The 13351-nt window shown below is 54.5% G+C and carries 13 protein-coding genes; 4 read left to right on the plus strand and 9 right to left on the minus strand.

The window, feature by feature from the left end:
• Nucleotides 1-6: 6 nt before the first annotated feature.
• From msrQ to B3729_RS12585, 6 genes are all read right to left on the minus strand, one after another.
• Nucleotides 7-624, minus strand: coding sequence for a protein-methionine-sulfoxide reductase heme-binding subunit MsrQ (gene msrQ / locus B3729_RS12560; RefSeq protein ID WP_286788069.1), 618 nt, complete (start codon nucleotides 622-624; stop codon nucleotides 7-9).
• Nucleotides 624-1634: a protein-methionine-sulfoxide reductase catalytic subunit MsrP gene (gene msrP, locus B3729_RS12565; protein WP_286788070.1), complete on the minus strand. Its 1011-nt coding sequence runs from the start codon at nucleotides 1632-1634 to the stop codon at nucleotides 624-626. Before msrP ends, msrQ begins: the two co-directional genes overlap by 1 nt.
• Before the next feature lie 63 nt (nucleotides 1635-1697).
• Nucleotides 1698-2564, minus strand: a complete 867-nt coding sequence (pssA, locus tag B3729_RS12570; RefSeq protein WP_074829418.1) for a CDP-diacylglycerol--serine O-phosphatidyltransferase — start codon at nucleotides 2562-2564, stop codon at nucleotides 1698-1700.
• 168 nt (nucleotides 2565-2732) lie between these two features.
• Nucleotides 2733-3749: a ketol-acid reductoisomerase gene (gene ilvC, locus B3729_RS12575; RefSeq protein ID WP_010796850.1), complete on the minus strand. Its 1017-nt coding sequence runs from the start codon at nucleotides 3747-3749 to the stop codon at nucleotides 2733-2735.
• A 39-nt stretch (nucleotides 3750-3788) separates the two neighbouring features.
• Nucleotides 3789-4280, minus strand: coding sequence for an acetolactate synthase small subunit (gene ilvN / locus B3729_RS12580; RefSeq protein WP_010796849.1), 492 nt, complete (start codon nucleotides 4278-4280; stop codon nucleotides 3789-3791).
• A gap of 2 nt (nucleotides 4281-4282) precedes the next feature.
• Nucleotides 4283-6010 (minus strand): acetolactate synthase 3 large subunit, encoded by a 1728-nt coding sequence (locus B3729_RS12585; protein WP_010796848.1) that lies wholly within the window; start codon nucleotides 6008-6010, stop codon nucleotides 4283-4285.
• 387 nt (nucleotides 6011-6397) lie between these two features.
• On the opposite strand from B3729_RS12585, the gene B3729_RS12590 reads away from it, so the two are divergent.
• Nucleotides 6398-6847, plus strand: coding sequence for a DUF4124 domain-containing protein (locus tag B3729_RS12590; RefSeq protein ID WP_125888593.1), 450 nt, complete (start codon nucleotides 6398-6400; stop codon nucleotides 6845-6847).
• Nucleotides 6848-6850: 3 nt separating this feature from the next.
• Here B3729_RS12590 and B3729_RS12595 read toward each other — a convergent pair whose 3' ends face one another.
• From B3729_RS12595 to mrcB, 3 genes are read right to left on the minus strand one after another with little or no spacing between them, the layout of a single operon-like run.
• Nucleotides 6851-7177 (minus strand): YqcC family protein, encoded by a 327-nt coding sequence (locus B3729_RS12595; protein WP_010796845.1) that lies wholly within the window; start codon nucleotides 7175-7177, stop codon nucleotides 6851-6853.
• On the minus strand, nucleotides 7177-7914 hold the full coding sequence (locus tag B3729_RS12600; protein ID WP_150348143.1) for a tetratricopeptide repeat protein: 738 nt from the start codon (nucleotides 7912-7914) through the stop codon (nucleotides 7177-7179). The genes B3729_RS12595 and B3729_RS12600 overlap by 1 nt, the downstream gene beginning before the upstream one ends.
• An 11-nt stretch (nucleotides 7915-7925) precedes the next feature.
• Complete coding sequence (gene mrcB / locus B3729_RS12605) at nucleotides 7926-10247, minus strand: penicillin-binding protein 1B (RefSeq protein ID WP_125888595.1); 2322 nt, start codon at nucleotides 10245-10247, stop codon at nucleotides 7926-7928.
• 117 nt (nucleotides 10248-10364) lie between these two features.
• Between mrcB and B3729_RS12610 the strand changes: the two genes are divergently transcribed.
• The 3 genes from B3729_RS12610 (at nucleotide 10365) to B3729_RS12620 (ending at nucleotide 13182) form a co-directional block, all read left to right on the plus strand.
• Nucleotides 10365-11906 (plus strand): AAA family ATPase, encoded by a 1542-nt coding sequence (locus tag B3729_RS12610; protein WP_010796842.1) that lies wholly within the window; start codon nucleotides 10365-10367, stop codon nucleotides 11904-11906.
• Nucleotides 11907-12021: 115 nt separating this feature from the next.
• Complete coding sequence (locus B3729_RS12615; protein ID WP_010796841.1) at nucleotides 12022-12309, plus strand: TfoX/Sxy family protein; 288 nt, start codon at nucleotides 12022-12024, stop codon at nucleotides 12307-12309.
• A gap of 75 nt (nucleotides 12310-12384) precedes the next feature.
• Nucleotides 12385-13182 carry a Crp/Fnr family transcriptional regulator gene (locus tag B3729_RS12620; protein WP_150348146.1) on the plus strand — a complete coding sequence of 266 codons (798 nt, stop codon included), beginning with the start codon at nucleotides 12385-12387 and terminating at the stop codon, nucleotides 13180-13182.
• The last annotated feature ends 169 nt before the right edge of the window (nucleotides 13183-13351 follow it).

Below are 13351 nucleotides of genomic sequence, written 5' to 3' on the forward strand. Positions count from 1 at the left end.
CACAGGTCAAGCTTTATTTTGGCCGGACTGAAAAATCTTCTTTTGTCTTAGCTGAGCGGCGATGAATGGTAAGCGAAGCACAAGCAGCAGGCCTCCTATCGAGGCGTATATCAGCCACTCGCGGATATCCGAGCGAGTTATCCAGAACATGTGCAGCAAGGCCATAACCAATGCTATATAAATGAGGCGATGCAGCCGCTTCCACTGCTTGCCTAATTTACGCATGCTGTAACGGTTCGAGGTCAGAGCTAGAGGAAGCAGCCCCAGCACGGCAATGAACCCTACAATCACATAGGGACGCTTCTGCAATTCAATACCCAAGCGGGAAAAATCCCAGCCTAATACAAAGACCAGGTAAGAGCAGAAATGAAGCGCTGCATAGGTGAATGTCCACAAGCCTAACTGGCGGCGAACCAATGCCCATCCTTTCCAGCTCGTCATTTTCTGCAAGGGCGTCAAGCTGAGCGTTATCAGTAAGAGTACTAGCGCCCCCAGGCCAAGCCTATCAATGATTACTTTACCAGGGTCAGGACCCAAGGCAGAACTCCATGCCTCGTACAGCCAAACACCAAGCACCGAAAACGCACTGATAAAAACGACCAATCGCCATACTTGCAACATCATTAATACTGCGTCCTTAGGTCCATTCCGGCGTATAGGCCAGCAACCTCCTCTGCATAACCGTTAAACATCTGTGTTTCTTTAATATTAGGACTAAATAGACCGCTAGGAAGCCGTCGCTCTTTAGCCTGACTCCAACGGGGATGATCGACCTGCGGATTGACGTTGGCATAAAAGCCATACTCATTTGGCGCCATGCTTTGCCAGGTTGTCTGCGGTTGATCACTCACCAAGCTGATGCGAACAATCGACTTGATACTTTTGAATCCATACTTCCACGGCACAACTAATCTAATGGGTGCGCCGTTCTGATTAGGCAGTACTCGCCCATACATGCCTACCGCCAATATAGCCAATGGATGCATGGCTTCATCCATACGCAGACCTTCTCGATAAGGCCAATCCAGTAGAGAGAAACTGGAACGCTGCCCTGGCATATGCTGGGGATCATTCAATGTTTCAAAACGGACGTACTTGGCATTAGCTGTTGGCTGGAACTGTTTAATGACATCTGCCAGTGGAATACCCAGCCACGGGATAACCATGGACCAGGCTTCGACACAACGCAGGCGGTATATCCTTTCTTCCAACTGCTGAGGCCGGATAATGTCCTCCAGCGAGTAGGTACCTGGCTTACCAACCTCTCCGTCTACCTTAACTGTCCAAGGCTCGATCACCATCTGCCCTGCATTGGCATAGGGATCCCCTTTATCAGGGCCGAACTCATAAAAGTTATTGTATTGCGTGGCGTCTTTGAAAGGCGTTATAGACTCACCTTTTACATCTACCGCTTTCCAATGAATAGCAGACTGTTTCTCGGCAAACCAATCAGGCGCTTTGCCTGGTTCCACATCTGAATAAACAGATCCGTCAGCAAGCGCCCAGCCGGGCAGCATCGTAGCAGTGACAGCAGCACTGGCTGCACCCATGAATTGACGGCGAGACAAATAGATATTTTCTGGAGTGATTTCAGATGGCTTGCAGGCAGAACGCGGAGGGACGTTGATCAGCATGGCAATCTCCACAGCGACTACTGTCGATACGTAGTCTCACTGTGGAGATAATCAGGGAATTAATCAATGCATGCGGTCGCGATGATGGCGGAAGCGCATTAATGCCTTGACGGGACCTGACACAGCATAAGCAAGGAAACCCAGCAGCAGGACACGTGGCGGATCAGTAAAGATAATGGCGAATATCAAGACAGCGATGAGGATGCCCACGAACGGAACACGCCCTTTCATATCCAGGGTCTTGAAGCTCCAGTACTTGAAATTACTAACCATGAGCATTCCTGCAGCAGCAACCATGAACGCAACCAGGAATGAGAGTTTAGAGCCCTGAATACCAAAGTCGCTAAAGCACCATACTGTTCCAGCAACTAGCGCAGCGGCGGACGGACTGGCCAATCCAATGAAATAACGCTTATCGACGGAGCCGATCTGAGTGTTGAAACGCGCCAGTCGAAGTGCTGCACCTGCCACATAGATAAAGGCCACAGCCCAACCTACATTGCCTAGACTGATCAGAGCCCATTCAAATGCAAGAATGGCCGGCGCCACACCAAAGGCCACCATGTCGGACAGCGAATCGTACTGTTCCCCAAAAGCACTCTGGGTATTGGTCAAGCGTGCAACACGACCATCCAATCCATCAAGGATCATGGCGATAAAAATGGCTGCCGCTGCTGCTGCAAACCCTACAGCAGCCTCTTCCGACTGCCCTTGGATAAACGCAGTCTGTGCCGCAATGGACTTGATGATTGAATAAAGTCCCGCAAAAAGCGCGGCTGTCGTGAAGAGGTTAGGAAGTAAATAGACGCCTCGACGGCGAATCTTTCGTCCCTGGGCATCGTGTGTTTCTTCGAAATGCTCATCGACGGGAATAATGCTTTCAGTGCTTGAGGAAGCTGTTTCGTTAGCTTCGTCGGGACGCTCGCTCATGAAAATTCCTTGCATAGGACTTAAAGTCTTGGATGATCCCCTCCTCTCAGGGTTCATCCTTAACACGTTACAGCTTTTATATCAGAAGACGAGCTGAAACGAAAAAACGCGGCCGTAGCCGCGTTTTTCCGAAACTGAGATCAACAGGACTTTTAATGGCCCTAATGATTAGTTTTTGCTCTTGTCGACGATCTTGTTAGCAGCAATCCAAGGCATCATGGCGCGCAGTTTTTCACCGATCTGCTCGATACCGTGCGCCGCATTATTGCGACGATATGCCGTCATGGATGGGTAGTTGCTTGCGCCTTCGCTGATAAACATCTTGGCATATTCGCCATCCTGAATACGCTTGAGCGCATTGCGCATAGCTTGGCGAGATTCGGCATTGATAATTTCAGGACCTGTCACGTACTCGCCATACTCCGCATTGTTGGAGATGGAGTAGTTCATGTTGGCGATACCGCCTTCATACATGAGGTCCACGATCAGCTTCAGCTCGTGCAGGCACTCGAAGTAGGCCATCTCAGGAGCGTAGCCCGCTTCAACCAGTGTTTCGAAACCTGCTTTAACCAATTCAACGGTACCACCGCACAGGACAGCCTGCTCACCGAACAGGTCGGTCTCGGTCTCGTCCTTGAATGTGGTTTCGATGATACCGGTACGCCCACCACCCACGCCGCAAGCGTAGGACAGCGCTACGTTCTTGGCATTGCCGGAGGCATCCTGGTAAACGGCGATCAGGTCAGGAATACCGCCGCCCTTGACGAACTCGGAGCGAACAGTATGACCCGGGGCCTTGGGTGCAATCATAATGACGTCCAGATCCGCACGCGGCACAACCTGGTTGTAATGGATTGCAAAGCCGTGAGCGAAGGCCAGGGTAGCGCCCTGCTTCAGGTTAGGTTCGATTTCATTCTTGTATAGCTGAGCCTGAAATTCGTCAGGCGTCAGAATCATGATGACATCGGAAGAGCTAACGGCTTCTGGAACGCTTTTAACAGCCAGTCCAGCCGCTTCGGCCTTCTTGGCAGAGGCAGAGCCCGGGCGCAGCGCGACGACAACGTCTACACCTGAGTCTTTCAGGTTGTTTGCATGAGCGTGGCCCTGAGAGCCATAGCCGATAATGGCGACTTTCTTGCCCTGAATGATGGAAAGATCACAATCTTTATCGTAATAAACGCGCATGAAATTCTCCTTAGAATTAGCCGCGTGGCTTTATCAAATTTAAATGCTCAGAGCCTTGTCGCCACGGGAAATCCCTGTGACACCACTGCGTACGACTTCCAGAATAGACGTCGTACCGATCGCCTGGATAAAGCTGTCGAGTTTTTCACTCGTACCAGCCAGCTGAATCGTATAGACGCTACTCGTTACATCCACTATCTGTCCACGGAAGATATCCGTGGTGCGTTTGACTTCATCGCGTTGAGCTCCGGTCGCCTTGACCTTGATCAGCAGAAGCTCACGCTCAATGTGGGAGCCCTCGGACAGATTCACCAGCTTTACAACCTCGATCAGCTTATTGAGGTTCTTGGTAATCTGCTCGATGGTTTCATCGTGCCCCACGGTTGTCAGCGTCAGACGCGAGAGCGTTGGGTCTTCTGTCGGAGCAACGGTCAGGCTTTCGATGTTGTAGTTGCGCTGCGAGAACAGGCCGACCACACGGGACAATGCGCCTGGCTCGTTTTCTAGCAGAAGGGAAATGATGTGCCGCATGATTAAGTCCGCTCCGTCTTGCTCAGCCACATTTCGCGCATCGACCCATCTTTAATCTGCATCGGATAGACGTGCTCGCTGGTATCGACCTGAATATCCAGGAAGACCAGACGGTCCTTCATGGCAAAGGCCTCTTCCATCATGGGCTTGAGATCAGCCAGACGCGTGATGCGCATACCGGCATGCCCGTATGCCTCAGCCACCTTGACGAAGTCAGGGAGCGATTCCATATAGGAATGCGAGTAACGGCTGTTGTACTGCATGTCTTGCCACTGGCGAACCATGCCCAGGGCCTGGTTGTTCAGCGTAATGATCTTGACGGGAAGGTCATACTGCAAACAGGTGGACAGCTCCTGAATATTCATCTGGATACTGCCCTCGCCTGTTACACAAGCGACGTCGACGTCGGGGAAGTTCAGCTTGACGCCCATCGCCGCTGGCAGGCCGAACCCCATGGTGCCCAGGCCACCGGAGTTGATCCAGCGGTTTGGCTTGTCATACAGATAGTACTGTGCAGCGAACATCTGATGCTGACCTACGTCAGAAGTGATGAACGCATCTCCATGGGTTACTTCGTAAAGCGTCTCGATCACCGTCTGCGGCTTGATGATGCTTCCATCCCCCTTGTCATAGGGGAACAGGCCGCCCTGCGAGCTGCGCCATTCCTCAATCTGCTTCCACCAATTGGCCTGAGCTTCTGCCGCGGGTTTCTCGCCAATTTCCTTAAGGATGGCAACCATTTCCGTCAGAACGCTATCGACAGGCCCAACAATCGGAACATCCGCCTTGATCATTTTAGAGATGGAGGCAGGATCGATATCGACGTGAATGATCTTGGCATTGGGGCAGAAACGTTTGGCGCCATTGATGACGCGATCATCAAAGCGGGCACCTACTGCCAGGATGACATCGCTATGGTGCATTGCCAGGTTGGCTGTGTAACTGCCGTGCATACCTAGCATACCCAGGAACTGACGATCACTGCCTGGAAAACCGCCCAGCCCCATCAACGTGTTGGTAACTGGCAGGTTGAGCATCTTGGCAAGCTCGGTCAGCTGGGCTGCACCGTTCCCCATGATGACGCCGCCGCCCGAATACAGGATAGGCCGCTTGGCCGCCAACAGCATTTCAGCGGCTTTGCGAATCTGTCCTGAATGGCCACGAACAGCCGGATTATAGGAACGCAGCTTGACCTTTTTGGGGTATACGTATTCGAACTTCTCCGTGGGGCTGGTCATATCCTTCGGGATATCAACCACAACCGGCCCGGGACGACCCGACTCCGCCAGATAGAAGGCCTTTTTCATGACCTCTGGAATTTCGGAGGGGTGCTTGATCATGAAGCTGTGTTTAACGATAGGCCGGGAAATCCCCACCATGTCGACTTCCTGGAACGCATCGGAGCCGATCATGTTGCTGCCAACCTGCCCAGACAGGATTACCATCGGAATGGAATCCATATACGCCGTAGCGATACCTGTAATGGCGTTGGTGGCACCGGGGCCTGACGTTACCAGAACGACGCCTGCCTTTCCGGTCGCACGCGCATAGCCGTCTGCCATATGCGTGGCTGACTGCTCATGGCGAACAAGAATATGGGTTACTTCTTTTTCTTTAAAGAGGGCATCGTAGATGTGCAGCAGGGCACCACCAGGATACCCATAAATGTATTTAACGCCTTCGTCACGCAAAAAACGGACGACCATTTCAGCGCCGGATAAGAGCTCCACGTTTCACCTCTCAACGCAATACGAGCGCCCACGAGTGGGCTTTCGGGGTTCGATCGACTGCAAGGCAGAGCATGGGCGACGGTGATCGCCGACGGGACAGCTGCCAAGAAAGCCGTGTTGGAAGAGCTCTAGAGTTACCGAGTTCCTCCACCCAGCGCGAGGTAACGCGTTACGGGTATGACTGCGGCGGCGCGGGTAGGCACCTCATGGTCTGCCGAGAAGCTAGCTTTGGGCCGGCTTTCTACAGCGAACTTTGGATTCTTCGCATTCAGCCGGTGCAAGTCAAGCCGTCTATGCACTTAATTTATGCACAGATCGAAGTCTCATTTTTTAAAGGCAAGTTTCGCTATAGTAGAGCGCTCTAACCCTTACGCTAAAGGATTCAACATGTGGCGTACGTTTTTAGCCATTAGCAGTGCCTTTGTCTTGATGGGCTCCGTTCACGCCGCTCAGGTCTACAAGTGGGTCGATGCCCAAGGCGTCACCCACTTCAGCGCGCAACCGCCTGCTGACCGCAGTGCAGATGAAATGAAGGTAAAACCGGCACCCAGTCTTTCAGGCCAGGCCAACACACCGGGAGCCGGGAATGGTACGGGCGACGCCGTGAACAATGCAGAACAGCGCTCTATCGAGCAGAAGGTTCAGCAAGACGTCAGAGAACAAGAAAAGAAGCGTGAGGAGTACTGCAAGGCTGCGCGAACCAACCTGGCACAGCTGCGCAGTAATCCTCGGGTCATGGTCGAAGAAGGTCGGGGTCAAATGAGACGGCTCACCGAGGAAGAACGCCAGCAGCGTATCAGCGAAGCCGAATTCTCGATCAATCAGAACTGCAATTAAGCCTTAGCGATGTTCGATCAGACGATCGAACTCGCCCAGCGCCTCCAAAAGCGTTGCCACGTTGCGCATGTCGTTTTGATAGACTACTTCCGCCATAGGGCGGATGCCTGAGCGTCCAGGCAACCCGCTGTCCGACTCAATGATGACCTTCATCCGTGGTAGAAAAATCCACTGAAGCCATTGCGCAAAGCTCAACGTGTCTACACAGAACGGCTCTTGGCTGGCCAGGTCCTGATCGCTGGGCGGCACGCTTTCCCACCACCCCAGCACACGCAACTCTCGCTCGATCAGAAGCAATTGCTCCGCCAGATCAGACAGGCGAGCATCCATCAGGCACCCACCTTGGCACGCTGACGTGCTGTAGCCGCACCCGCGGCATCGCCTTGGCGTTCGCGCGATTGAGCGATTAATTCCCACAGACTGGCTTGCAGGGCAGGACGGCCATTGGCATACGTCAGTCCACGTCGAGCCAGCTGCTCAGCCTGCGCGGCATCGCCTTGGGCCAGGCGGACTTCGGCCAGCCGATATAGCACTTGCGGCTCGCGAGGCGCGATGCGCATGGCACGCTCCAGGCTTGAGGACGCTCCGTTAAGGTCGCCGCCGCCCTGCTGTTGCTGAGCCGTTGTCAGCAAGGCCAATACGGGACCATCGAGCTGCTCATCGGCCGACAGCGCACTGCTACGGCCGGAAGGAATTCCCGTAGGCGCGCTGGGTGCCGGCTGGGGCGCTGAGTAGCTGTCATACCCCTGAGCAGCTGGCGCACCGGTAGAGGGTCCCACCGTTATAGGCCCCGTCGAAATAGGCGCTGTAGCCGGAGCTGCCGCAAAGGTCTGGATGGGCGCCGGGTTATCACCGGGCACCATCACCGTTACACCGCCATCCTGCTGTGGCGCCTGGGCAGCCATAGGCGGCGGTGAATTAGTCGGCATGCGACCGCCACTACGCGCCAGCTCCTGATTGGAAACAGGCGTGCTTGAATCCACAACCGGAATAGCACCTTGCTGTGGCGTGGCACAACCAGCCAGAACTACCGTAGCGGCCAGTGCCGCCCATACCGCTTTAGTCACGTTCTACCCTCTTAATTCAACCAACCGCGGACCCAGTCCATGACAGAGTCGGAAGGGTTCTGTCCACCACATGCCGGCCCAGGGGGCGGCTCACTTCCCTGAATATAGGGCATTTGGACCGCGCCGGGGCAATTTGGATCGGTCCCCTGCCCTGTGGCCGGATTAACCCATGCCTGAACAACATTATCGGGCAGCGGAAGGTCCAGCGAGGTTGGCTTGGCACGCTTCATGAACCCGGTCCATACCTGCAGGGCTCCTGTCGCGCCGGTCAACGGCGTCTTGCCATTGTCATCACGACCCAGCCAGACCACGGCAAGCAAGTCCTGACTGAAGCCCGAGAACCAACTGTCTCGTGAATCGTTGGTCGTACCGGTCTTGCCCGCCAGATTCAAGGATGAAGGCAGCTGGTTATAGACCGAGCGAGCAGTACCCTCGCGCACGACACGCTGCATCGCGTATTGGGTCAGGTAAATAGCCCCCGGATCGAAACGTTGCTGAATCTGGAACGGATAACGCTTGAGCGGCTCACCGTCAGATGCCAGAACGCTACGAATGCTACGCAGCGGTGTATTGAACCCACCATTGGCCAGCGTCTGATACATGGTGGCGACTTCCATGGGAGTTAACGCACCAGCACCCAGAAGCGTTGAAGGATAAGGCGGCAACGAGCGACTCACTCCCAGACGCTCGATGGTCTTGAGCACCTCAGGCACGCCCAGATCCAGGCCCAGTCGGGCAGTAGACAGGTTGTAGGAATGAGCCAGTCCCTGATATAGGAAAATCGTCCCGTGGGAATCACGTTCGTAATTCTGCGGACGCCAAACCTGACCATCACCTGTCTTAACGGAGAACGGCTCGTCCTTGATGAACGTGGTCAGGGTGTACTGACTCGGCCTTTCCAGTGCTGTCAGGTATACCGCAGGCTTGATGATGGAGCCGACCTGCCGAACTGCATCCAGTGCCCGGTTATAGCCGGCAAAGCGAGGATCACGCCCGCCCAGCAATGCCTGAACTTCACCGGTTTCAGGGTTGGTGACCACCATGGCCGCCTCAATGCCTTCCACACCCTTGCGGCCGTCGAGGCGCTTCAAGGCCTCGGTCATGGAGGTTTCGGCCTTGAGCTGAAGAATTGGATCGAAGCTGGTGAAAATACGCAGCCCTTCACCAGTCAAATCTTCTTCCCGGTAGTCTTGTTGGAGCTGACGCTTAACCAGATCGATGAAGGCGGGATAGGAGCTGTTTGTCAGCGAGCCTGCTTTGCTGATCCCCAAGGGCCGCTGCTTGGCCGCTTCCGCATCTTCCTTTGTGACTGCACCCTGTTCGGCCATCAGGTCGATGACCAGGTTACGACGAGCCAGGGCACGCTCCGGATAACGCCGCGGATTGTAGTAGGAAGGTCCTTTTACCATTCCTACCAGCAGAGCGACCTGGTGCAGTTTGAGTTCGGACAACGGTTGGCTAAAGAAATACTGACTGGCCAAACCGAAACCATGAATGGCGCGGGTGCCATCCTGCCCCAGGAAAACCTCATTGAGGTAGGCCTGAAGGATTTCGTTCTTGTCGTAATGCAGCTCCAGCAATACCGCCATCAGGGCTTCGGTAAGCTTACGCGTCAGACTGCGCTCACTGGTGAGGTAGAAGTTCTTGACCAACTGCTGAGTCAGCGTACTGCCGCCCTGACGCAACTGCCCTGTGGTGACGTTGATCCAGGCGGCTCGCCCAATCGACTTTAGCGAAACACCATGGTGATCCCAGAACTCGCGGTCTTCGACCGAGACCAGTCCATTGATAAGTGCAGGCGGAACCTGATCCAGCTTAACGAGGATACGGTCTTCGTTGTGGGCGGGGTATATTCCGCCGATCAGCAGAGGCTCAAGACGCGCCACAGCCAGATCTGAGCCGTCCTTGCTACTTAGCCCCGAGACAAAATCGCCAGAGAAGTTCACCTTGATCGAGCGAGGAGGCTCCTCACCCTCGTAAAACTGAAAGCCTCGGGTATCCAGCTCAACGCTGGAGCCTGCTACCGAGACGTCACCCGGCCCCTGAATGGCTTTTTCACGGCGATAGCCTAGTGCATCAAGCTCGGTCAGGAAGTCATCCTTGCTTAGCTTAAGCCCTGTAAACAGCTCAAGCGGCCGTGCATATACCTTGGCAGGAACCATCCAGCGCTTGCCGGAAAATTTCTCCTGCACGATAGCGTCGAGATAAATGGAAAATCCCGCAAGGACGACCAAGCCCACCAGGCCTAATTTAAGAGCCCAGCCGGACAGGGAGCGCCAGTTGAAGAATTGGCGGGACGGTTTTTTTGAGCGAGAGGATCGGGTGCGTTTCATGGCGGCGCATTATACGCACTTTGCTTCTAGCGGGCAGACGCCAGCCAGCGGTTTGCAGGGTCACTCACAGCAGCCATAATGGCGATCACTTTTTCATGGCTACGCTAAGGACCGCTTGTGAGTCAGACCCTGATCGCTGCGCTGCAGAACCCGGCCCTCTATCCGCACCCGGTTACCGCGTTCAATGTTATCGAGACGCATATTTCCTGGGTTGTTCTGACAGGGGAGTATGCCTACAAGATCAAGAAGCCGGTGAACTTCGGTTTTCTTGACTTTACTGACCTGAAAGCCAGAGAGCATTTCTGTAGCGAGGAACTACGCCTCAACCAACGCCTGACTAAAGGACTGTATCTGGATGTCGTTCCCATTACAGGCCGTCCGGAGGCACCCCAGATAAGTGGCGAAGGTCCGGTTATTGAATATGCCATCAAGATGCGCGAGTTTCCTCAGAGTCAGCTATTAAGCGAGATTGAAAAGCGCGGCGAACTCACCGAGCAGCATATTGATGCACTGGCCGAGCAGATTGCGCGCTTCCATTTGAGCGCACCGGTTGTCGATGCTTCAAACGAACTGGGGTCGCCCGATGCGGTGATGGCACCTGTGCGTCAGAACTTCGAGCAGATCCGCCCGATGCTTGAGCATGCACAAGACCTTGCCCAACTGGATCACCTGGAGGCCTGGGCAGAGGAACATTTTGCCCGGCTGCATCCCCTGTTCGAGCGGCGCAAGGCGGAGGGTTTCATTCGTGAATGCCATGGCGACATCTACCTTGCCAATGTGACCCAACTGGACGGACAGGTCGTACTCTTTGACTGCATCGAGTTCAACGAGCCTTTCCGTATGACGGATGTGATTGCCGATACCGCCTTCCTGGCGATGGACCTGGAAGACCGCAAGCACAAGACGCTAGCCCGCCGCTTCATCAATGCCTATTTCGAGATGACCGGCGATTATGACGGGCTGCATGTTCTGCCGTTCTATAAGGCTTACCGGGCCATGGTTCGGGCCAAGGTCAACCTCTTCCAGTACGGACAGACCTCCGATCCGGCTCAAAAGGCTGAAATCCTGGCACGCTACCGCAATTATGCGTCTCTGGCAGAAAGTTACTGCGCCATTCCGTACTGCCTGCTGGCCATTACCCATGGCGTATCCGCTGTAGGCAAAAGCAGCGCAGCGCTCAAACTGGTGGAGGCACTGGGCGCGATTCGTATTCGCTCGGATGTCGAGCGCAAGCGGTTGATTCAAGACGCTACGCCTGACGTGCTGTATAGCGCTGAGTCCGGGAAGGCAACCTATGATCGCCTGCATCACCTAGCGGCAGATATCCTTCAGGCCGGCTATCCGGTAGTACTGGATGCAACCTATCTGAAACAGGCCCAGCGCGAAGCAGCTGCTCAGGTGGCAGAAACGGCAGCCGTCCCCTTCCTGATTATCGACTGCCACGCCCCGGATACCGTGATTGCCCAGTGGCTTGCCGAGCGCCAGGCTGAAGGCCGTGATCCGTCTGATGCAACCCTGGCGGTCGTCCAGGCTCAGCAGCAAGGCCGTGAAGCACTGACAGAGCAGGAATTGATCCGAACACGGCATGTTGACATGACCGATCCGACCAACCTGGATGCGCTCGTCAAGGCCATGCAAGACAAGCTACCGGTCAACTGACTGCAGGCTCCACACATCGTTTCCTCCTCCAGCGCCCGGAGAGACCGCTACACTGAAGAGGTACTCAGGCGAGTGCATTCAGTGAGCACTAGGCAAAACGGGCCTGGAGGGCACGATGAGTAATGACTTACTGTTGTTGAAGAATCTCGGCAAGACGTCAGTACTTTGGTTACATGCGGTAGGTATCCGTACGGTAGACGAGTTGCGCAATCGGGGCTCGGCGGGAGCTTACATGGCGGTATGTGCACGCGGTTTTCGTACATCGAAAGTTCTGCTTTATGCCCTGGAGGGCGCTCTGCTCAACATTCACTGGAATGAACTGACACCTCAACACAAGCAGGCCCTACTCGCTCAGGCCAGAGCCTTGGCTCAGGAACACGAGATAGCTCACAAGCTCCGCTGATGAGGATTTACGCCGTCCACCGGCTTGCTTATTGTGCGAGCTATTTCACACCTCTGATATAAAGGATTCAGGGCCATGTATCTCCTTGGCGAGCAGCCTACCTATGCCGACCAGCTGATCAGCCGTCTACAGGGTATTCCGGCGCAGTTGCTCGAAGGACTTTCCCCTTCAGGCGAGCCTATTTCCGTTTACTGCCTGTATGGCTTGAGCGAGCTTGAGCCAGCCAACCATCTTTTTTTGATACAGAAAGGCATGGTGCATGCCTTAGTGGAGGGGCGTCCCCTGTTTTATTTGCAGGAAGGCGACCTGGTTGGCATGAGACAAGGGCTGGACCTTCCCGAGTGCACCTATAAAAGCGATGAGCCCGTCACGCTCATTCCCTATCGGCGCTCGGATGTGTTTCGCCATATCCACAGCAGCGAACAGCGCCAGGAGCTGCTGCTTCAATACCTTATTGGTCAAAACGCGCTGCTTTCCGATGCACTGGTGCGACTCAAGCCCCAGGAAGTACGCCCCAGCACAGGCTTCAAGCAATTTGCCATAGGCGAAGAGTTGATCCGTCAGGGGGATGAGGCTGACCACGTCTTCATTATTATCGAAGGCCACGCCGAGGCGCGGGTCAATGATCAGAAGGTAGGCGATGTGTGCAAAGACGAAATCTTTGGCGCCATGGCGGTTTTCACCCAGGAGAAACGCAGCGCGACTGTAATAGCGACAGAGCCCTGCACAGTGATGATCATTCCCAAGGATCAGTTCTTAAGCCTGATGTACAGCACGCCCCGTATCGCTCACAACCTTATTGAGAATATGGCTCGCCGCATCGATCTGCTCAATAAGGAAGTCACGCAGTTGCGCCAGCAGCTCAAATCATAAGCCCGCTTCCTATTTGAGAATAAGAAATATTCTCGAATAGCTTGACACAGAAATGAGAATAGCTATTATTTGAATCAGCTGGTCGCGAGACTGGCTCTGATAACTGAGAGACTAGCAGGTCGGCCTTTCAGGTTATCTCCTCATCAGGCTAATCACGGTTTCGACCCGG

The sequence above is a fragment of the Pseudomonas sp. UBA3149 genome, assembly GCF_002364655.1.
GTDB classification, from domain to species: Bacteria; Pseudomonadota; Gammaproteobacteria; order Pseudomonadales; family Pseudomonadaceae; genus Chryseomonas; species Chryseomonas luteola.